The following is a 19,028-nucleotide window of genomic DNA, read 5'->3' on the forward strand; positions in this document are numbered from 1 at the left end:
TTTGACCGGTCCGTACCCCCCGCCTATCTTCAGAAGGAACCCCGAGAGAACGGTACATGGCACCCCGTTACCTGCTGCCTCTGCTTGCCCTCGTCGCCGCGCTCGTCGCACTGCCCTCCCGGGGCGCTGAGCCACCGAGCCCCCCCACCGGCAAGATCAAGAAATGCCAGGACGCCACCGGTCGCTGGCACTACGGCGATACCGCGGCCGACGAGTGCGCCCGGTCGAAGGTGACGCTGATGAGCGAAAAGGGCATCAAGCGCCACGAGATTGCGGCGCCGCTCACCGATGCCGAGCTCAAGAAGCGCCAGGCCGACGCCACCGCGGAGGAGAAGGCCAAGGAGCAGGAGAAGCGGGACGGGATTCTTCTTTCCACCTACGCCCATGAGGCGGACATCATCTACGTGCGCGACCGGAAGCTCGCGCAGCTCGAGCAATCCATCAAGGCGAGCCAGGAGACGGTCGACTCCCTGCGGGCGGTCCTCGGCAGGCAGGAAGCCGAAGCTGCGGCAGAGCAGAAATCGGGCGATGTCTCGGACCCGACCGCGAAGGCGGTCGCGCAAACCCGCAGCCAGATCCAGAAACACGAAGCCGCGATCGCCATGAAGCGCGAGGAGCAGGCGGCGCTCAAGAAGCAGGCCGAGGCCGACCTCGAGCGATACCGGGCGTTGAAGGGCTCCCCCCGGCGGGCGGACGCCGCCCCCGCGACCCGCTGACACCCCGCCCGGCCGCTTCAACCCCGGCGACCCTCATCGCCACCTTCGCCGGGTGGCTCCCCCCGGTTTCAGGGGTTAGAATTGCCGCCCGACTGGATCGGGCGAGTGATCCCAGGTCCCGCTGATTTTTTCGTTATTTCAGGGATTTATACTTGGTCTTCGATAAATCGCGCTTATGCGGCGCCACAGTTATTTCTATTAGTTTCACGTAACACGACCTTATAGAGTCTCGCGGTTATTTCCGGCTCCCACACCTACCTCAAGCAAGGGCGAACAATGGCAAAACTAGTGAACCCGCACGGGGGCGGCGCCCTCAAGCCGCTGCTCCTCGAGGGCGAGGCGCGCAAGCAGGAACTGGCGCGCGCGAAGACGCTGAAGCAGGTCTCGACCAGCTCGCGCGAGACCGGCGACCTGATCATGCTCGGTATCGGCGGCTTCACGCCCCTCGACGGGTTCATGACCCGGGCCGACTGGGAAGGCGTGTGCGACGGCATGAAGATGGCCAACGGCCTCTTCTGGCCGATCCCGATCACGCTCTCGACCGACAAGGCCACCGCCGACGCCATCAAGACCGGCGAGGACATCGCCCTGGTCGACAAGGAGTCCGGCGAGGTCATGGCGACCATGAAGGTCACCGAGAAGTACACCATCGACAAGGCGCACGAATGCATGATGGTGTACAAGACGACCGACCTCGAGCACCCGGGCGTCAAGATGGTGATGGAGCAGGGCGACGTGAATCTCGCCGGCCCCGTCAAGATCCTCTCCCAGGGCGGCTTCCCCGAGAAATATAAAGATCAGTTCCTCACCCCGGCGCAGACCCGCGCCATCTTCGAATCCAAGGGCTGGTCGACCGTGGCCGCCTTCCAGACCCGCAACCCCATGCACCGCTCGCACGAGTACCTCGCGAAGGTCGCGATCGAGGTATGCGACGGCGTCCTCATCCATTCGCTGCTGGGCAAGCTCAAGCCGGGCGACATCCCGGCCGAGGTCCGTTCGAAGGCCATCGGTACGCTGATCGACAAGTACTTCGTGAAGAACACGGTGATCCAGGCCGGCTACCCGCTCGACATGCGCTATGCCGGTCCGCGCGAGGCGCTGCTGCACGCCCTGTTCCGCCAGAACTACGGCTGCTCGCACCTGATCGTCGGGCGCGACCATGCCGGCGTGGGCTCGTACTACGGCCCGTTCGACGCGCACAAGATCTTCGACGAGATCCCGAAGGACGCGCTCGAGACGAAGGCGCTCAAGATCGACTGGACCTTCTGGTGCTACAAGTGCGGCGGCATGGCGTCCGCGCGCACCTGCCCGCACGACGAGAAGGACCGTCTCCTCCTCTCCGGCACCAAGCTCCGCAAGATGCTGTCGGAGGGCGGCGAGGTCCCCGCGGAGTTCTCCCGCGCGGAAGTGCTGGAGATCCTGCGCGCGTACTACGCGGGCCTGACCGAGAAGGTGGAGATCAAGCTCAGCGGCCACTCGGCACGCTAGGTTCCACGGCGCTGCGGTCACCCGCAGCGCCCCTTTTTCTCCGCAGTACCCGGTGTTTCAGCTTCCTCACCCAGTGATGGAGGGGCGCAATGCCTACCTACGTTCGTACCGACAAGTGCGATGGCTGCAAGGGTCAGGACAAGGCCGCCTGCATGTACATCTGCCCGCACGACCTGATGAAGCTCGACAAGGACGGGTCCGAGACCGGACACCCGATGAAGGCATGGAACCAGGAGCCGGAGCAGTGCTGGGAGTGCTACTCCTGCGTGAAGATCTGCCCGCAGAACGCGATCGAGTGCCGTCACTACGCGGACGTCGTGCCCCTGGGCGGCTCGGTGCAGCCGCTGCGCGGGACCGACTCCATCATGTGGACCATCAGGTTCCGCAACGGCAACATCAAGCGCTTCAAGTTCCCCATCCGCACCACGCCGGAAGGCTCGATCAAGCCGTACGAGGGCAAGCCCAAGGCCGAGATGAGCGATATCGAGAAGCACGATACGCTCTTCACGAAGGCCACCCACAAGTGCGACATGAGCCAGTTCGTCTCGAGCTGAGCGGACAACTACGGTGAACGGGTCGTCACCCGAGGCGCGGCCGCAGTGTCGCATAAGGACCGGCCCACATCGAGGTAAATCAAGAAATGGCAGAGTATGGGTTTGGAAACCCCGAAGTGATCGAGGAGGAAGTCGACATCCTCATCATCGGGGGCGGTATGGCGGCATGCGGCGCCGCGTTCGAGATCATGCGCTGGGCCGAGGGCACGGGCCTCAAGATCAAGCTCGTGGACAAGGCCGCCATGGACCGCTCGGGCGCCGTCGCGCAGGGTCTGTCGGCGATCAACACGTACTGCGGCGAGAACGACCCGGCCGACTACGTGCGCTACGTGCGCAACGACCTGATGGGCATCATCCGCGAGGACCTCGTGTACGACGTGGGCCGTCACGTGGACGACTCCGTGCACCACTTCGAGGAGTGGGGCCTGCCGGTGTGGAAGCAGCCCGGCGACGAAGGCAAGAAGCTCGCCGAGGGCGGCAAGCCGGTCCGTTCCGGCAAGTGGCAGATCATGATCAACGGCGAGTCCTACAAGTGGATCGTGGCCGAGGCAGCGAAGAAGGCGCTCGGCCTGGAGAACATCCGGGAGCACGTCTTCATCGTCCGCCTGGTCAACGACAAGAATGACCCGAAGCGCGTCGCCGGCGCCGCCGGCTTTTCGGTGCGCGAACACAAGCTGTACGTGTACAAGTTCAAGGCCTGCCTGCTGGTGTGCGGAGGCGCCGTGAACGTCTTCCGTCCGCGCTCCGTGGGCGAGGGAATGGGCCGCGCCTGGTATCCGGTCTGGAACGCGGGCTCGACCTACGCAATGGCCGCCGAGACCGGCGCCGAGCTCACGATGATGGAGAACCGCTTCGTGCCGGCCCGCTTCAAGGACGGCTACGGCCCGGTCGGCGCCTGGTTCCTGCTGTTCAAGGCCAAGGCGAAGAACGGCTACGGCGAGGACTACGGCGCCAAGAACGGCCACATCATCAAGGACGAGAAGCGCTTCGGCAAGTACGGCCAGGGCACCCCGGGCACCTGCCTGCGCAACCACATCATGATGGAAGAGATCAAGGCCGGCCGCGGGCCGATCTTCATCGACACCCCGGAAGCGCTGGGCAGCCTGGCGAAGAACATGACGCCCAAGGAAGTGAACCACCTCCTCGCGGAGGCGTGGGAAGACTTCCTCGACATGACCATCGGCCAGTGCGGCATCTGGGCGGGCGAGAACATCGAGCCCGAGAAGGTGCCCTCCGAGATCATGCCGACCGAGCCGTACCTGCTCGGCTCGCACGCCGGCTGCGCCGGCATCTGGGTGTCCGGCCCGACCGACCTCCCGGGCGTGCCGAAGGAGTGGAGCTGGGGCTACCGCTCGATGACCACGGTGAAGGGCCTCTTCACCGCGGGCGACGGCGTGGGCGCCTCCGGCCACAAGTTCTCCTCCGGCTCGTTCACCGAGGGCCGCATCGCCGCCAAGGGGATGGTGAAGTTCGCGCTCGACAACAAGGACTGGAAGCCCGACATGGCGCGTACCAAGGAAGAGCTGATCGAGGAGATCTACCGCCCGGTCAAGACCTTCCTGGAGCACAAGAACTACACCACGGCGATCGACGTAAACCCGCACTACATCACGCCCAAGATGCTGCAATTACGTCTGCAGAAGATCATGGACGAGTATGTGGCCGGCGTGTCGACGTACTACCAGACCAACGGCAAGATGCTCGAGGTGGCCGAGAACAAGCTGCAAATGCTGAAGGAAGACTCCCTCAAGATGCGCGCCAAGGACCTCCATGAGCTCCTGCGCGCGTGGGAGAACTACCACCGCATCATCGCGGCCGAGGCCCACATGCAGCACATCAAGTTCCGCGAGGAGACTCGGTATCCGGGTTATTACTACCGGATGGACCACAACTTCCTCGACGACACGAACTGGAAGGTCTTCGTGAACTCCACCTACGACCGGAACACCGGCAAGTGGGAGTGCAAGAAGGTCCCGTACGTGCAGATCATCAAGTAAGGTCGCCCGTACAGTTCCGGCAGCGGCGTGAAAGGCCCGGTCGGGCAACCGACCGGGCCTTTTCTTTTCGCCCCTGCGCGAGGTCCCGCGGCCGGGGTCTAGGCAGCGAGCGACGTGGCGGTCACGGCCAGGGCGCGCATCAAGTCGCCCGGCCTCACCTCGACCTGAAGGCCCCGCCGGCCGGCGCTCACGAAAACGGTCTCGAAGTTCGAGAGCGAAGCATCGGCGAAGGTGCGAAGACGGCGACGCTGGCCGAACGGGCTGATGCCGCCCGTCACGTAGCCGGTCGCGCGCTCGGCGTCATCCGGTGCGGCGAGGTCCGCGCTCTTCGCACCCGCCGCCACGGCGAGCCGTCGCAAGTCGAGCGAGCCGCTCACGGGGACGAGACCGACCACGAGCTCGCCGCTCTTGAGGCGGGCGACGAGCGTCTTGAAGAGCCGGCTCGGATCGACATCGAGCGCCGCCGCGACGGCTTCGCCGTACGTGCCGTCTATCGCCCCGATCTGGTAGCGGTGGACCGTATGCGGGATGCCGCTTCGTACCAGGAACTTGATGGCCGGTGTCATCGGACGTTCTGGTTCAGGTCACCCGGCTGCGTTCGCCGGAGCGGATGTGATTCCGGGCCATGTCGGCCTGTTCCGTGACGTCGTGGCCGGGCGCCGCAACGGGCCGCGAACCGATCATGCGCCGTGCGTCGGCGCAAAAAAAGCCCGGCTCGCGCCGGGCTTCTTTCGCGTCCGGATCGGTGACGCCGTTACGGAACGATCAGCAGCACCTTCACGGAGCTGTTGACGAACTTTCCCTCGACGTAGCCGATCGCGTCCGGGTGGGAGGCGACCCACGCTTGGACAGCGGCGTCGTCCCCTATCTCGCGGGGCGGCTGGCCCTTGCCGGTGAAGATCAGCTTCGACCAGTATGCCTTCAGCTCGCGTTCGTCCTTCTTCACCACCGACTTGTAGAACTTCGCGCGGCTCGCCGTCCCGACGCCCTGATCGACCGGCGCAACGCGCCGGCCGTTGGCGAGCTCCCGGGACTTGCCGAGCCAGATCTGCTCGGCCTCCTCGGCGGTGATTCCCGCCGCGTTGTTGCTCGGATGAGCGACGATCGCGAGCGCGGCGTGCGCGGCCACGCCCGTCATGGCAAGCACCAGTGCGGCGGCCAGGAGTGCAATCTTCTTCAGCTGCTTCATTGTGCGCATCTCCTAGAACACCACGTCGACGGCGACGCTGTAGATCATCACCTTGTCATCCGGATCCGGGGCGGTCCGCGGGTCGGCGATCAACAGACCGCGACTGCCCTCCTCCGGTTCGACCTGCTGGGCCTCGATCTTGAGCGCGGCGCCGGTGCCGAGCTCGACGCGGAGGCCGGCCGTCACGGAACTCTGAAGGAGAGGAGTTCCGCCCGTTGTCGGATTGTCGTTGTCGTCGAGCTTCGCGAACGTCAGATGCGGCAGCCAGCTCCCGAACCGGTACCCGAGGGTCGTGTAATAGCCCTTCTGATTCGGGAAGGCGAAGTTGGCGTTGTCCTTGATCTCTCGCTCGAAATATTCGCTGTACAGAACGACGTTCTTCCAGTCCAGCGTGGCGCCCCCGCTCGCGAAGGTCGCTTCGTTTTCGAACACGGCCGGGAAACCGGGCGGCGTTGCCGCGGTCACCTTCGTCTTCAGGTAGCCTGCCCGGACCGTAAAGATCTCGCTGCCGAAGCTCAGGTTAATGCCGGTCAGCGAGTCGGCCTCGAACTCGACCGGCACGATCGAGCCGGCCGGCATGCCGAAGAAAGGAAGCAACTCCTGCGGCGCGACCGCCTCCTCGCCCCGGCTGACGCCATAGTAGGGCTGAATCAGCAACGTGCTGTCACCGACCTGAAAGCGCGCGAGCAGGTCGACGCCATTGATCGTCGAGATCGGGTTGGCGAAGTACACCTCCTGCGGCGGCCGGATCCAGGGGTACGCGTAGCCCACCTCGATGTAGTCGGAGGTCAGGAAGGTCGGCAGCTTGACCTTGCCGCCGCGGATGCTGAGCTCGTCGCTCGCGCGGTAGCTGAAGAACGCCCAGTCGGCCTTGAACTGCGAGTTCTCGTCCTTGGCGCGCGCGAGGAGCTGTCCGGTCACCGAGATCTGCGGGTTCACGTTGGCCGAGATCTGGATGCCGAGCCGCGAGTCGTTGGTGAAGCCGACGGTGTTCTCGATATTGCCGTCCTGGGAGACGACGTTGGTGCCGTCCAGGAGCGGCTGGCTCGCATACGTTGCGCCGGCGGTCAGGAACCCGTTGAACGTGATCCCTTCCTGCAGCGAGGCGGCGAAAGATCCGGAGGCGGCACCCAACATCGCCGCGCCCACCAGTACAGCTTGCTTTTTCATTAATGTTCTCCTCGATGTGAAACCGTTGGTACCCGAACGCCGCCTTCCCGGGCAAAAAACTCCTCTCGTTCTCGCGATGCGGGCGATGCAGACAAACTTGCTGTGCCGCTTCTTCCGTCCCGCTGCTTACCGGCAGGTCGACATGAATTTGGCCGAAGGTCCTTTGCAGGGGTTGGCGCTGAACTCCGCCTTCTCGGCGTCCGCCTTCGCCTCCGGCTTTTCGGCGGCGGGGACGGGCGCGGGCTCCGCCGCCGCCTTCGCGGCGACCGGTGTCGTCGCGGGCGGCTCCGCATGGGCGGCCTGCTTGCGCTTCGCCGCCTCCTGCCTCATGGCGCGTTCGCTCGCCGCCTTCGCGGCGGCCTCCGACTGCTGGCGGGTACGGGCCGCGGCGCGCGCCTCCGCCTCCGCCTGTTGCTTCGCCTTGGCCTCCTGGGCCGCTCGTTCCTTTGCCTGTCGGGCGGCCTGGGCCTGCTGGCGCGCCCGCTCTTCCTGTTCCACCCGCTGCTTCTCGGCCCGCTCCACCTTCTCGATGTCGGCATCCCAGGTCGCAAGGCGCTCCACGGCCGGCGCATACCCCTGCTTCGCGGATTTGGTGTACCAGAGATGCGCGAGTCGCAGGTCGCGCGGCGTTCCGACGCCTTTCTCGTACATCCGGGCCAGCTCGTACTGGCTCGGCGCGTCGTTGGTCAGCGCCTTCGCCATCTGCGCGACCAGCCTTTGATCCGCTTCGTCCGGGGACGTCTGCGCGTGAGCCGCGGGAACGACGAGCGCTGTCAGGAGCAGGGCCAGGCCTGCGCGATGGATCCGTGTCATGGCTTTTTCCGATGATGAGGGGGCGGTGTACTCGGGGCGCGCTCTTTCAGTCGCGCGCGAACTGATAGCTCAGCTTTCGATCGGCGCGCGCGCACGTCATCGAGCGCTCGTCGTTGAAGCGGCAGTCGAGCGTGTGACCGGGCTCCTGCCAGCCGGTGCGCGCCTGCAGGTCGCCGGTATCGGGGACGAGCGCCTCGGGCTCGGGCCGGCTCGCCACGTGCAGCACGTTGTAGACATAGGACAGCGCAAACCGTCCATCTCGGTTGTCGAGGCCGGAAAGCACGGTCTTGACGTTGTAAGTCACGCCCACGCCCCCGACGTTGCGCGTGAGCTCGCTCGAGAAACAGACGATCTCGGCGCGGCTGCTCTGCAGGCACGCGGCCCGCGCCGACGGCAGGAACTCGGCCGGCTGCCGGTTGCGGCTCCACTGACCGCGCAGGACGGTCGCGATCATGTCGACCGGCGCCGGCGGAACCTGCTCGGTAACGGCCTTCGCGACCATGTGTCCCTCCTTCGCCCTGCTCTCCGCCGCAACGTGCGCCGGAGCGGGTGCGGCGCCATGCGGCTTCTCCTGCCGCGCGACGGACGCCGGCTGCGCCCTGGGTTTCGCAGGTTCGTGCTTCGCCGCGACCTTCGATGCCCTTGCGGCGGGCGCGGCGGCGGGCGGCTTGGGCGGCGGGACCGGGTCGGCCACCTTGATGACCGGCGACGGTGCCGTGCCGGACCCGCTCCCTGTTTCGGCGATCTCGACGGGCGGGCGTCGCTCTTCGACCTTGCGAAGCGCGAGCGGGTGTCCCTTGGCGGCGGCGCGGTCGTACCAGTAGTTCGCCTTGTCGATGTCCGCCCCCGTGCCCTTTCCGATCTCATAGCGGTGCGCGACGATGTACTGGGCGTTCATGTCGCCCTGCTCGGCCAGCTTCAGATAGGTTTGGAAGATGCCGGCCTGGACGTCGTCGTCGCTCGCCGGGCTGGCCGCGGACAGCAGCAGACAGACCACCAATACTGCATAGCGCTTCATCGTTTGGCCCCGGTTTTTGTCTATTCGTCAGTTATTCATGTGATGGCGCGGCCAGACGCCTCCCGGCGCCATCACGACCGTATTTCAGGAAACACTAATGCAAGTAATGTGCCCGTACCGCCGGTCCCGGTTATCGGCCACCCGGAACACGTTGCGACACGGTTAGGCGGTGGGGTCGAACGAAAAGAAGGGCGATACCGTTTAAAAGGATAGGCTAAATACGCCGAAATCAAGGCCGGAGCCGGCGATCATCTCGTTTTGGCCGGATCGGCACCGCGGACGCCAAAAATCCCTTTCGAATCAGGAAACAAAGCAAACGCCCGGCATTGCAGCCGTCTCGGGAACACACCTACAATGCCTCCGGCCGGTCGTCGCCTCCTGTGCCTTCTCCGTCCCAGCTCCATCCGTGAGATAGCCCATGTCCCAGGAATTTTCCGACCGCGGGGTGCACGACCCCCGCCCCTCGAGCCCGGTCGTCCCGGTCAAGCTGACGCTGGACAGCACCATCCAGTTCCAGTGCCGCAAGGGCATCGCCTGTTTCAACAAGTGCTGCGAGAGCATCGACATCATGCTCACGCCCTACGACGTGCTGCGTCTGAAGACGCGCCTCGGGATGAGCTCGCAGGAGTTCCTGGCGCGGCACACGACGCTGTTCGACATGGACGCGCACGGCATGCCGGGGCTCAAGATGAAGACCCGGGAGGGGTCCACGGCATGCCAGTTCCTGACGCCGGAAGGTTGCGGCGTGTACGAGGACCGGCCGGCCGCGTGCCGCTACTACGCGCTCGGGCTCACCTCGATGCGTGCGGTGGGCTCCCCGAACGAGGAGGACTTCTACTTCGTCGTGAAGGAGGAACACTGCCTGGGTCACTTCGAGCCGCGCACCCTCACGGTCCGGGAGTATCGCGCGGAGCAGGGCGTGGATCTGTACGACGAGATGACCCGCCAGTGGCGGCAGATCGTGCTGAAAAAACGTTCCTCGGGCCCGACGGTGGGCCGGCCGACCGACCGGAGCTTCGACCTGTTCTTCCAGGCGAGCTACGACCTCGACGGCTTCCGCGGTTTTGTGACCAGCGAGGGCTTCGTCGAGACCTACGACGTCGATCCGGCGCTCATGCAAAAACTGGGGAGCGACGACGTCGAGCTCATGAAGTTCGCCTTTCGTTTTCTGAAGCAGGCGCTCTTCGGCGAGAACACGATCCCTGTCCGGCCCGACGCGCTGGAAAAGCGGATGCAGCGGCGGCAGCGGCGGCTCGACGCCATGCGTGCGGCCGCGCGCACCGAGCTCGAGGCGGAGGCCGACCGGCCCGACGAAAACTGATCCGGCCCGACCCGGAAGCCGGAGGCCCGCGGCTCGCGCGGCCTCGTTTTTTGTAGAGCTTTTCTTCGCTCTGCCCTACACTTGGCGCCGCTGGCGGGAGGCTCACCGCCGCAGGGAGGCGGACCCAACCTGAAAAAGGAGGGCCGATGCGAACCATCATGCTGCTCAATTCGAAGGGCGGTTGTGGCAAGAGCACCCTGGCGACCAATCTCGCCGCCCACTACGCAACCCAGAACCGCTCGGTCGTGCTCGCCGACTTCGACCGGCAGGGATCGAGCCTCGAATGGCTCGCGGCCCGACCGGAGGGCCGGCCGCCGATCAAGGGCGTCGCCGCCTGGAAGGAACCGCTGCGGGTCCCGCGCAACACGGACTACGTGATTCTCGACGTGCCCGCCGGCTGCCACGGCGCGCAGCTGACGGCGCTGGTGCGTCGCGCCCAGACCCTGCTGATCCCCGTCCTGCCCTCGCCCACCGACATCCGCGCCGCCGCGCACTTCATCCACGAGCTGCTGCTCGTGGGCAAGGTCGTGCGCAAGGGCAGCCGGGTCGCGGTGATCGCCAACCGAGTGCGCGAGAACTCGTTCATGCAGGGGAAGATGGAGCAGGCGCTCGGGGCCGTGCACATTCCCTATGCCACGGTGCACACGCATATCTACCGCAACCTGGAGCGGTTCCTGCTGCGGCTGAAGATTCCGTTCATCGCCACGCTGCGCGACACCCCGAACTACCAGCTTGCCGACGAGCAGGGCCTGGGCATCTTCGAGCTCGGGAGCCGCGCCGCCCACGACGTCGAGCAATGGCAGCCGCTGCTCAGGTGGCTGGAGAGCCGCAAGAGCCTCCCCGTCGCCGCCTGAGAGACCGGTCCGCGCGAGGCCCGAGCCGCGCCTCGGCCGTGACCGAAGCCTGAACGAGGTTCAGCGGGCCGGGTGGCCGGCGATCGCGGGTGCGTGGTCGAGGTGCCCGGCGGCTGGCGCCGCATGACGGCCGTGCCCGGCGGGAGGGACCGGCATCGAGAGCATGAGCACGCCGAAGGCGATGACGAGCAGTCCCGCCGTGGCCCGCACGAGCGGGTGCCGCACGAACCCCGAGAACCACGCGGCCGCGCCGCCGACCGCGAGCATCATGGGCAGCGTGCCCAGGCCGAAGACGGCCATGCGGGCGGCCGATCCGCCGGCGCTCCCCGACGTCACCGCGAAGGCGAGCGCGGCGTAGACCATCCCGCACGGCAGCCAGCCCCACACCAGTCCGACGCCGGCGGCCTGCGCGGGATTGCGCACCGGCAGCAGCCTGCGCCCGAAGGGCTCGATGCGCCGCCAGACGGTGCCGCCGAGGCGCTCGAGCCACACGAGCCCCGGCCACCACCCGGCGAGATAAAGCCCGAGCGCGACCATGAAGAGTCCCGAGATCCACTTGCCCAGGAAGCGCGCGTCTCCGAGCGGCACGGCGCCCGCCGCGGCGCCCGCGAGCCAGCCGAGCAGCGCCCCGAGCAGCGCGTAGGTGGCGATGCGCCCGGCGTTGTAAGCGAGCAGGTACGGAAGCAGCGACCACGTCGATCGGCGCGTCGCTTCGGGAAGCCCGAGGGTCAGCGCGCCCACGATCCCGCCGCACATGCCGAGGCAGTGCACGGAGCCGAGGAGCCCGACGAGGAAAGCGGACAGGAGCGGAAGATCGGTGTGCATGACTGCGTGTGGCGGCCGCCCGCCGGTGGATCAGAAATACGAGTCGCCCGCTTTCATCACCAGGCGCGATGCGCCGGGGAACACGGCCGAGCCGACCAGGCGCCAGTCGGCCGCTTCGAGCTGAACGTGCCATCGCCCGGGCGGAAGCGAGGGCAGCAGCGCGTGGTAGCTGCCGTCGGCCGTGCGGTCGAGGTCGACCTCCCGGTCGAAGCCGCCCCGCGTCGCGTGCAGCAGCCGGAGGTGCAGCCGCGCGGGCTGCTCGAACGCGGGGGCGCCGGTCAGTCGCGCGCGCACGAGCCGGCGCTCGGCGTCGAACTCGATGTCGCTCGCGAGCCGAAGGCGCAGCGCGGCGTCGTCGCGCGCGAGCACCCGGTTGATCTCCCTGCCCTTCCGGTAGTAGTCGTCCACGACCAGGCCGTCGTCGGTGTGAATGGCGAGCGCCAGGGTGACGAAGCCCCCGATGACCGCGGCGAGCGGCAGCGAGACGAGCAGCCAGACGAACGGCACCCGGTACCAGGGCAGGCCACGGGGCTTCACCGCACACCTCCCGGCCCGAGGAAGCGCGCGTCCTCGACCACCTTGTGCCGCGGATTGTCGATGGCCTCCAGGCGGAACTCCACCGCCTCGCTGCGCGACTTGAGCGATTCCGGCGGCACCACGAGCGTGACCGGCAGCTCGACGACCTCGCCCGCCTCGATCGCAATCTCGGTGCGGTCGGCGCGCAGGCTGAGGCCATCGAGCCCCGCCGCCGAGAGCAGATAGGTGTGCGGCTCGGTGTCCATGTTCATGAGCTTCAGGGTATACACGTTCTCGATGAGCCCGCGCGATTCGCGATAGAGCGAGTTGCGGTCGCGAATCACGTCGATGTCGAGCGGCACGCGCAGAAGCACCGCCACGACCAGCCCCACGGCGATCGCGGCGAGCAGCCCGGAGTAGAACAGCACGCGCGGGCGGAATATCTTGCGCGGCTTCCCCAGGCTCATCTCGTTTTCGGTGGTGTAGCGGATCAGGCCCTTCGGGTAGCCCATCTTTCCCATCACCGTCTCGCACACGTCGATGCACGCGCCGCAGGCGATGCACTGGTACTGGAGCCCGTCGCGGATATCGATGCCCGTGGGGCACACCTGCACGCAGAGGGTGCAGTCGATGCAGTCGCCGAGGCCCTTGCCCTGATAGTCCTCGCCGCGCTTGCGCGAGCCCCTGGGCTCGCCGCGCGCGCGGTCGTAGGAGATGATCAGCGTGTCCTTGTCGAACATCGCGCTCTGGAAGCGCGCGTACGGGCACATGTACAGGCAGACCTGCTCGCGCAGCCATCCGGCGTTGCCGTAGGTCGCGAAGCCATAGAAAAGAATCCAGAAGGTCTCCCACGGCCCGAGCGCCAGGTGCGCGGCGGACACGGAGAGCTCGCGTATGGGCGTGAAGTACCCGACGAAGGTGAAGCCGGTCCACAGCGCGAAGGCGATCCAGGCGACGTGCTTGCCCCCTTTCTTGAGGATCTTCTCGGTGCTCCACGGCGCCGCCGCGAGCTTCATCTGTTTCGGGCGGTCTCCCTCGATGCGCCGCTCTATCCACAGGAACACCTCGGTCCATACGGTCTGCGGGCAGGTGTAGCCGCACCAGAGCCGCCCGGCGATCGCAGTGAAGAGGAACAGCGAAAGCGCCGAGATCACGAGGATGGCGGTGAGGTAGAACAGGTCCTGCGGCCAGAATGTCCAGAAGAAGAGGTTGAACTTGCGGTTCGGCAGGTCGATCAGGAACGCCTGCCGGCCGGGACCCCAATTGATCCAGGGGAGGATGTAGAAGACGCCGAGCGTGGCGAACACCATCGCCACGCGCCAGTTGGCGAAGAAGCCGTGGACCTGGCGCGGATAGACGTACTGGCGCTTGGCGTAGAGCGCCTCGGAGACCGCGTCCGCCTCGCCCAGCGGCGGGATGCGCTGGCCCTTCGGGCGCAGCGGCACGGGGCGGGCCGCGCCCGAAGCTTTCGTCTTCGCGGCGATCTCCGCCTGCGCCTCGATCAGCGAGATGACCCGGACGCTGTGCTTCGGGTTTTCGGCGGATTCGCCGCCCGGCTTGGCCGGCTTGGTGCCTTCGCTCACGGGCTCCCCGAAGGCGAATCCGCGGCCGCGAGCCGGGCCGCGGACAGGCTGTAGACGTAGGCCGCGAGCAGGTGCGCCTTCGCCTCGCCGAGGAACTCGGCGTGGGCCGGCATGCGGCCCATGCGCCCCTTCTCGATGGAGTGCATCACCGCCGGCTTCGACCCGCCGTAGAGCCAGACGTCGTCCGTCAGGTTGGGCGCGCCGAGCATGGGGTTGCCCTTGCCGTCCGGACCGTGGCAGGCGACGCACAGCTGCTGGAACTTCTCCTTGCCGGCCGCCGCCGCCGTCGCGTCGACTTCGCGCCCGGAGAGGCTGAGCACGTAGTCGGCGACGTTCTTTACGCCCTCCGGTCCGAGCGCCGGGCCCCACGGGGGCATCATGCCGCTGCGTCCCTGCATGATGCTCGTCTTGATCGCCGCCGGTTCGCCGCCCCACAGCCAGTCGTGGTCGCGCAGGTTGGGAAAGCCCGCCGCGCCGCGCGCGTCGGAGCCGTGGCACACGGTGCAGTAATTCACGAACAGCCGCTCGCCGGTCTTCAGCGCATCCCTGTTCCGGGCGAGCACCGTGATGTCCTCCTTGAGGTACTGCTCGTAGAGCGGGTTGTAGCGCTCGTCCGCCACCTTCACCTCGCCTTCGTACTGGCCCTTCGAGCTCCAGCCGAGCACGCCGGCGAACGTGCCCAGGCCCGGGTACAGCACGAGGTAGCCGAGCCCGAAGACGAGCGTGATGTAGAACATGTTGAGCCACCAGCGCGGCAGCGGATTGTTGTACTCCTCGAGATCGCCGTCCCAGACGTGGCCCATGGTCTTGGGCTGCTCCTCGCCCTTGCGCGGCGGCTCGGTCATCCACCGATTGAGGAGGAACAGACCGATGATCCCCGCGAGCGTGGGGACGATGATGAACCAGTTCCAGAAACCGCTCGTGAAATCAGCCATCTCAGTTACTCCTTCGAATGCCCCCGCGGCGGCTCGTCATCCTCGAGCGGGCGCCGCGCGGCCTTGTCGAACGTCGACTTGCGCTTGCTGCTGTACGCCCAGACGACGATCGCCAGAAACACGATCACCAGCAGGACGGTCCAGATCGAATGCAGGAACGCGAGATCCATGGCGTTTCAGCGGCGCGCCTTGATCGTCGTGCCCATGCCCTGCAGGTACGCGATCACCGCGTCCATCTCGGTCTTGCCCTCGAGCGCGCCCGGCGCCGCCGCGATCTCCTCGTCGGTGTACGGATGCCCGAGCTTCCTGAGCACCTGCATCTTGGTCTGGACCAGCGAGGGGTCGAGCTTGCGCTCGGCCAGCCACGGGTAACCGGGCATGATCGACTCCGGAACGACGTCGCGCGGATTCGTCAGGTGCACCCGGTGCCACTCGTCGGAGTAGCGCCCGCCGACGCGGTGCAGGTCCGGCCCGGTGCGCTTGCTGCCCCACTGGAACGGCCGGTCGTAGACGAACTCGCCGGCCACCGAGTAGTGCCCGTAGCGCTCGGTCTCGGCGCGGAAAGGCCGGATCATCTGCGAGTGGCACACGTTGCACGACTCGCGGATATAGATATCCCGCCCCTCGAGCTGCAACGCCGGGTAGGGCACCAGTCCCGCCACCGCCTCGGTCGTCGTCTTCTGAAAGAAGAGCGGGACGATCTGCACCAGCCCGCCGACGCTGATCACCACGACGGTGAGCACGATCAGCAGGAATACGTTCGTCTCGACTTTTTCGTGTCCGCTGTTGGCTGCCACGTTGAAACCTCCTCAGCGAGCCAGTTCGGGGACGGCGGCGCGCGCGGGCGCGGTCCCGACGATGGTCTTCCACAGGTTGTAAGCCATGATCAGCATCCCGGCGAGGAAGAACACCCCGCCCAGGAAGCGCACGATGTAGAACGGATGCATGGCGGCCACGCTCTCGACGAAGCTGTACGTGAGCGTGCCGTCCGGATTGACCGCGCGCCACATGAGGCCCTGCATCACGCCCGCGATCCACATGGCGGAGATGTAGAGCACGATGCCGATGGTCGACACCCAGAAGTGCAGCTCGATCAGCCGCAGGCTGTGGATCTCCCGATTGAACAGCCGCGGAATCAGGAAGTACATCGCCCCGATGGAGATCATCGCGACCCAGCCCAGCGCGCCGGAATGCACGTGGCCGATCGTCCAGTCCGTGTAGTGCGAGAGCGCGTTGACCGTCTTGATCGACATCATCGGTCCCTCGAAGGTCGACATGCCGTAGAACGAGACCGAGACGATGAGGAACTTGAGGATCGGGTCCGTGCGCAGCTTCTGCCAGGCGCCCGAGAGCGTCATGATGCCGTTGATCATGCCGCCCCAGGACGGCGCGAGCAGGATCAGCGAGAACACCATGCCGAGCGACTGCGTCCAGTCCGGCAGCGCCGTGTAGTGAAGATGGTGCGGGCCGGCCCAGATGTAGGTGAAGGCGAGGGCCCAGAAGTGCACCACCGACAGCCGGTAGGAGTACACCGGCCGCTCCGCCTGCTTCGGGATGAAGTAGTACATGATCCCCAGGAAGCCGGCGGTCAGGAAGAAGCCCACCGCGTTGTGGCCGTACCACCACTGCACCATCGCGTCCTGCACGCCGGCGTAGACCGAGTAGGACTTGGTCCAGGAGACCGGCAGGGCGAGGCTGTTGAACACGTGCAGCACGGCGATCGTCAGGATGAACGCCGCGTAGAACCAGTTGGCGACGTAGATGTGGCTGACCTTGCGCTTCGCGATGGTGCCGAGGAAGACCACCGCGTAGGCGACCCAGACCAGCGTGATCAGGAGGTCGATCGGCCACTCGAGCTCGGCGTACTCCTTGGTAGTGGTGATGCCGAGCGGCAGCGAGACCGCCGCCGAGACGATCACCGCCTGCCAGCCCCAGAACGTGAAGGCGGCGAGCCGGTCCGAGATGAGCCGGACCCCGCAGGTGCGCTGCACCACATAATATGACGTCGCGAACAGCGCGCTGCCGCCGAAGGCGAAGACGACCGCGTTCGTGTGCAACGGCCGCAGGCGCGAGAACGTGAGCCAGGGGATGTCGAAGTTGAGCTGCGGCCAGGCCATCTGCGCCGCGATCACCACTCCGACCAGCATGCCGACGATGCCCCAGACGACGGTCATCACGGCGAACTGGCGCACGACTTTGTAGTTGTACACTTCAGCGTTGGAGGCCATCGAGGATCTTCCGTTCAGGAACAAAGGGGTACGACGCCGCCCCGGCGGGACGGCTTAGAATGGTAATAAAGGCGGAGGAAGGACTTCTTGACCTGGATCAAGTACGCGGCCCCCCGCGCCGACGGGGCGCGGGGGGCGCGACCGATCAGGCGGTAAAGACGGGACCGATGCCGGCTCCCCAGAGAATCACGCTCGCGGCGAGCACGCCGACCAGCATCACCAGTCCGACGGCGAGCACCGCGCTGGAGAACAGGAATCCGCGCTCGGGGGAGACGCCCATCATGATCGGCACCCCCGTGTACAGCAGGTAGACCGTGTACGCGAGCGCCGGGAGACCGATCACGAGGTTCACCCACAGCACCGGGTAGAGCAGCATCGCTCCGATCAGGAAGAGCGGCGTGGCGGTGTACGCGGCGAGCGCGATGCACTGCGGCAGCGGCTGGGTGGCGCCGTACGTCCGCCCCATCCAGTGGATGAGCTTGCCGATGGTGAACACGGCGACCAGCATCGTCACGTAGAACAGCACCGCGATCTGCAGCGCGCTCCCGGGCGTCAGGCGAATCGTCTCGCGCGCCCCGACCTGCCAGCCGACCTGCGTGGTGCCGATGTACCCCGCGATGGCGGGAATCAGCGCCAGAACGAGAACGTGCGAACAGTAGCACCGCGTGACGGTGCAGTTTTCCTTGCGGATGGATTTCCACTCTTGCTCCGGATGGGCAAGCATTCCCCAGACGTGACTCAGGAACATCGGGCCTCCTCCTGCCAGTAACGTTTATCGTTCTACTGATTATTGGCACCGGAGTTTCCTGCAATGTCTGGAATCGGTCAACGCGGGGCGTGGAAAGACTTAGCCTGTCGCTCGGTTATGCGCGGTGACACCGGCCGCTTCATCTCGCGACGCACGTAGAAGAAGAGGTACGTCGCCATGCCGATGATGAAGGCGATGGTCAGCATGGACAGCCAGCCGATCCAGGTCCCGAACAGCTCGTTCAGTATGGGCACGCTTCCTCCTTGCCGCCGCTCGGCGGCGCCGGGGCATCGAGCGGCCCCGGCCTTCGGGCTTCAGAACGTCCAACCCACGCCGACGAAGAACACCCAGGGATCGATGGGCACGTCGAACTTGGGCAATCCCGTCACCTCGGCCTCGGTCTCGATGTCGGCGTAGAAAACCGCGGCGCTCGCGAACATGTTCCTGGTGATGTCCACGTCCACGCCGCCCTCGAGCGCGAAGCCGAAAGAGTCGTCGAGCTCGATGTCGGCGCCGGCGAGCGCGCCCTTGGTGTCTTCGCTCGTGAAGGTCGTGTAGTTGAGGCCGGCCCCCACGTACGGCCGCACGCCGGACTTCGGCGTGAAGCGGTACTGCAGCGTGACGGTCGGCGGCAGGTGCTCGACCTCGGCGACGGTACCCAGGCCTTGCACGTCCACGTCGTGCTTGAACGGCAGCGCGCCCAGGACCTGCAGGTTCAGGTTGTCGGTCAGCATGTAACCGAGCGTGAAGGCCAGGCTGCTGCCGTCGTCCACGCCGACATCCAGACCAAGCACGCTGCCGTTGTCGCTCTTCGGGTTCACCTGCCCGTAACCGACGCGGGCCGTCCAGTCGCCCTGCTCCAGCGCGCCGGCGGGGGCAGCGGCCGCGAGGCCGAGGACGCCGCCCATCAGCAAGGGGGCGTAGAACTTGTGTTTCGTGCGCATGATCGCCTCTCGTTATGCCTTGATCGCGGTCGCCACGTTGCGGCCGCGGGCAAAACGTAGCCGGGCGGGAGCGCCCGAACACTGACGTGCGTCAACGAAATCGCGTGGCGGGAAAGCGCGCCGAGGCGG

Annotated in this window: 21 protein-coding genes; 6 read left to right on the plus strand and 15 right to left on the minus strand. The window is 66.4% G+C overall.

The window, feature by feature from the left end; genetic code table 11:
• The first annotated feature begins 56 nt into the window (after positions 1 to 56).
• From SVA_RS17485 to aprA, 4 genes are all read left to right on the plus strand, one after another.
• Complete coding sequence (locus SVA_RS17485; protein ID WP_096462426.1) at positions 57 to 716, plus strand: hypothetical protein; 660 nt, start codon at positions 57 to 59, stop codon at positions 714 to 716.
• 276 nt (positions 717 to 992) lie between these two features.
• A complete protein-coding gene (sat, locus tag SVA_RS17490) occupies positions 993 to 2,204 on the plus strand; it encodes a sulfate adenylyltransferase (RefSeq protein WP_096462427.1) in 1,212 nt (403 codons plus the stop codon).
• Between the two features lie 89 nt (positions 2,205 to 2,293).
• Positions 2,294 to 2,758 (plus strand): adenylyl-sulfate reductase subunit beta, encoded by a 465-nt coding sequence (aprB, locus tag SVA_RS17495; RefSeq protein WP_096462428.1) that lies wholly within the window; start codon positions 2,294 to 2,296, stop codon positions 2,756 to 2,758.
• An 86-nt stretch (positions 2,759 to 2,844) separates the two neighbouring features.
• Entirely contained in the window at positions 2,845 to 4,755 is a 1,911-nt protein-coding gene (aprA, locus tag SVA_RS17500; protein ID WP_096462429.1) for an adenylyl-sulfate reductase subunit alpha, read from the plus strand.
• Positions 4,756 to 4,853: 98 nt separating this feature from the next.
• Here the strand turns inward: aprA and ybaK are convergent, their stop codons facing one another.
• From ybaK to SVA_RS17525, 5 genes are all read right to left on the minus strand, one after another.
• Positions 4,854 to 5,321, minus strand: coding sequence for a Cys-tRNA(Pro) deacylase (gene ybaK, locus SVA_RS17505; protein WP_096462430.1), 468 nt, complete (start codon positions 5,319 to 5,321; stop codon positions 4,854 to 4,856).
• Positions 5,322 to 5,509: 188 nt separating this feature from the next.
• Complete coding sequence (locus SVA_RS17510) at positions 5,510 to 5,944, minus strand: phosphate ABC transporter substrate-binding protein (RefSeq protein ID WP_096462431.1); 435 nt, start codon at positions 5,942 to 5,944, stop codon at positions 5,510 to 5,512.
• 12 nt (positions 5,945 to 5,956) lie between these two features.
• A complete protein-coding gene (locus SVA_RS17515) occupies positions 5,957 to 7,114 on the minus strand; it encodes a porin family protein (RefSeq protein ID WP_148665542.1) in 1,158 nt (385 codons plus the stop codon).
• Positions 7,115 to 7,240: 126 nt separating this feature from the next.
• Positions 7,241 to 7,927: an SEL1-like repeat protein gene (locus tag SVA_RS17520; protein WP_096462433.1), complete on the minus strand. Its 687-nt coding sequence runs from the start codon at positions 7,925 to 7,927 to the stop codon at positions 7,241 to 7,243.
• Between the two features lie 46 nt (positions 7,928 to 7,973).
• A complete protein-coding gene (locus tag SVA_RS17525; RefSeq protein ID WP_148665543.1) occupies positions 7,974 to 8,945 on the minus strand; it encodes a tetratricopeptide repeat protein in 972 nt (323 codons plus the stop codon).
• Positions 8,946 to 9,363: 418 nt separating this feature from the next.
• On the opposite strand from SVA_RS17525, the gene SVA_RS17530 reads away from it, so the two are divergent.
• Together SVA_RS17530 and SVA_RS17535 are read left to right on the plus strand one after the other, a co-directional pair.
• The gene (locus tag SVA_RS17530) at positions 9,364 to 10,266 is read left to right on the plus strand and encodes a YkgJ family cysteine cluster protein (RefSeq protein WP_096462435.1); all 903 of its coding nucleotides are present in this window, start codon (positions 9,364 to 9,366) and stop codon (positions 10,264 to 10,266) included.
• A gap of 146 nt (positions 10,267 to 10,412) precedes the next feature.
• Positions 10,413 to 11,120 (plus strand): AAA family ATPase, encoded by a 708-nt coding sequence (locus SVA_RS17535; protein ID WP_096462436.1) that lies wholly within the window; start codon positions 10,413 to 10,415, stop codon positions 11,118 to 11,120.
• A 60-nt stretch (positions 11,121 to 11,180) separates the two neighbouring features.
• Here the strand turns inward: SVA_RS17535 and SVA_RS17540 are convergent, their stop codons facing one another.
• The 10 genes from SVA_RS17540 to SVA_RS17585 form a co-directional block, all read right to left on the minus strand.
• Positions 11,181 to 11,945 (minus strand): sulfite exporter TauE/SafE family protein, encoded by a 765-nt coding sequence (locus tag SVA_RS17540; RefSeq protein ID WP_096462437.1) that lies wholly within the window; start codon positions 11,943 to 11,945, stop codon positions 11,181 to 11,183.
• 30 nt (positions 11,946 to 11,975) lie between these two features.
• Positions 11,976 to 12,482 carry a FixH family protein gene (locus SVA_RS19885; protein WP_169924165.1) on the minus strand — a complete coding sequence of 169 codons (507 nt, stop codon included), beginning with the start codon at positions 12,480 to 12,482 and terminating at the stop codon, positions 11,976 to 11,978.
• Positions 12,479 to 13,906 carry a cytochrome c oxidase accessory protein CcoG gene (ccoG, locus tag SVA_RS17550; protein WP_420823895.1) on the minus strand — a complete coding sequence of 476 codons (1,428 nt, stop codon included), beginning with the start codon at positions 13,904 to 13,906 and terminating at the stop codon, positions 12,479 to 12,481. The genes SVA_RS19885 and ccoG overlap by 4 nt, the downstream gene beginning before the upstream one ends.
• Positions 13,907 to 14,040: 134 nt before the next feature.
• A complete protein-coding gene (gene ccoP / locus SVA_RS17555) occupies positions 14,041 to 14,979 on the minus strand; it encodes a cytochrome-c oxidase, cbb3-type subunit III (RefSeq protein ID WP_096462438.1) in 939 nt (312 codons plus the stop codon).
• 5 nt (positions 14,980 to 14,984) lie between these two features.
• Positions 14,985 to 15,149 carry a cbb3-type cytochrome oxidase subunit 3 gene (locus SVA_RS17560; RefSeq protein ID WP_096462439.1) on the minus strand — a complete coding sequence of 55 codons (165 nt, stop codon included), beginning with the start codon at positions 15,147 to 15,149 and terminating at the stop codon, positions 14,985 to 14,987.
• Positions 15,150 to 15,155: 6 nt separating this feature from the next.
• Complete coding sequence (gene ccoO, locus SVA_RS17565) at positions 15,156 to 15,776, minus strand: cytochrome-c oxidase, cbb3-type subunit II (RefSeq protein ID WP_096462440.1); 621 nt, start codon at positions 15,774 to 15,776, stop codon at positions 15,156 to 15,158.
• A gap of 12 nt (positions 15,777 to 15,788) precedes the next feature.
• Positions 15,789 to 17,207 carry a cytochrome-c oxidase, cbb3-type subunit I gene (ccoN, locus tag SVA_RS17570; protein ID WP_096462441.1) on the minus strand — a complete coding sequence of 473 codons (1,419 nt, stop codon included), beginning with the start codon at positions 17,205 to 17,207 and terminating at the stop codon, positions 15,789 to 15,791.
• 145 nt (positions 17,208 to 17,352) lie between these two features.
• Complete coding sequence (locus SVA_RS17575; RefSeq protein WP_096462442.1) at positions 17,353 to 17,955, minus strand: Yip1 family protein; 603 nt, start codon at positions 17,953 to 17,955, stop codon at positions 17,353 to 17,355.
• 77 nt (positions 17,956 to 18,032) lie between these two features.
• The gene (locus SVA_RS17580; RefSeq protein ID WP_096462443.1) at positions 18,033 to 18,209 is read right to left on the minus strand and encodes a DUF3149 domain-containing protein; all 177 of its coding nucleotides are present in this window, start codon (positions 18,207 to 18,209) and stop codon (positions 18,033 to 18,035) included.
• A gap of 60 nt (positions 18,210 to 18,269) precedes the next feature.
• Positions 18,270 to 18,899 carry an OmpW/AlkL family protein gene (locus SVA_RS17585; RefSeq protein ID WP_096462444.1) on the minus strand — a complete coding sequence of 210 codons (630 nt, stop codon included), beginning with the start codon at positions 18,897 to 18,899 and terminating at the stop codon, positions 18,270 to 18,272.
• Between the last annotated feature and the right edge of the window lie 129 nt (positions 18,900 to 19,028).

Origin of the sequence: Sulfurifustis variabilis (assembly GCF_002355415.1) — a bacterium.
GTDB classification, from domain to species: domain Bacteria; phylum Pseudomonadota; class Gammaproteobacteria; order Acidiferrobacterales; family Sulfurifustaceae; genus Sulfurifustis; species Sulfurifustis variabilis.

Coding starts and splice junctions, on each gene's coding strand:
- SVA_RS17485 (WP_096462426.1), top strand. CDS start 57: ATGGCACCCCGTTACCTGCTGCCTCTGCTTGCCCTCGTCGCCGCGCTC.
- SVA_RS17535 (WP_096462436.1), top strand. CDS start 10,413: ATGCGAACCATCATGCTGCTCAATTCGAAGGGCGGTTGTGGCAAGAGC.
- SVA_RS17515 (WP_148665542.1), bottom strand. CDS start 7,114: ATGAAAAAGCAAGCTGTACTGGTGGGCGCGGCGATGTTGGGTGCCGCC.
- SVA_RS17525 (WP_148665543.1), bottom strand. CDS start 8,945: ATGAAGCGCTATGCAGTATTGGTGGTCTGTCTGCTGCTGTCCGCGGCC.
- SVA_RS17560 (WP_096462439.1), bottom strand. CDS start 15,149: ATGGATCTCGCGTTCCTGCATTCGATCTGGACCGTCCTGCTGGTGATC.
- SVA_RS17530 (WP_096462435.1), top strand. CDS start 9,364: ATGTCCCAGGAATTTTCCGACCGCGGGGTGCACGACCCCCGCCCCTCG.
- aprA (WP_096462429.1), top strand. CDS start 2,845: ATGGCAGAGTATGGGTTTGGAAACCCCGAAGTGATCGAGGAGGAAGTC.
- aprB (WP_096462428.1), top strand. CDS start 2,294: ATGCCTACCTACGTTCGTACCGACAAGTGCGATGGCTGCAAGGGTCAG.
- ccoN (WP_096462441.1), bottom strand. CDS start 17,207: ATGGCCTCCAACGCTGAAGTGTACAACTACAAAGTCGTGCGCCAGTTC.
- SVA_RS17510 (WP_096462431.1), bottom strand. CDS start 5,944: ATGAAGCAGCTGAAGAAGATTGCACTCCTGGCCGCCGCACTGGTGCTT.
- SVA_RS17520 (WP_096462433.1), bottom strand. CDS start 7,927: ATGACACGGATCCATCGCGCAGGCCTGGCCCTGCTCCTGACAGCGCTC.
- ccoP (WP_096462438.1), bottom strand. CDS start 14,979: ATGGCTGATTTCACGAGCGGTTTCTGGAACTGGTTCATCATCGTCCCC.
- SVA_RS17575 (WP_096462442.1), bottom strand. CDS start 17,955: ATGTTCCTGAGTCACGTCTGGGGAATGCTTGCCCATCCGGAGCAAGAG.
- SVA_RS17585 (WP_096462444.1), bottom strand. CDS start 18,899: ATGCGCACGAAACACAAGTTCTACGCCCCCTTGCTGATGGGCGGCGTC.
- ybaK (WP_096462430.1), bottom strand. CDS start 5,321: ATGACACCGGCCATCAAGTTCCTGGTACGAAGCGGCATCCCGCATACG.
- sat (WP_096462427.1), top strand. CDS start 993: ATGGCAAAACTAGTGAACCCGCACGGGGGCGGCGCCCTCAAGCCGCTG.
- SVA_RS17540 (WP_096462437.1), bottom strand. CDS start 11,945: ATGCACACCGATCTTCCGCTCCTGTCCGCTTTCCTCGTCGGGCTCCTC.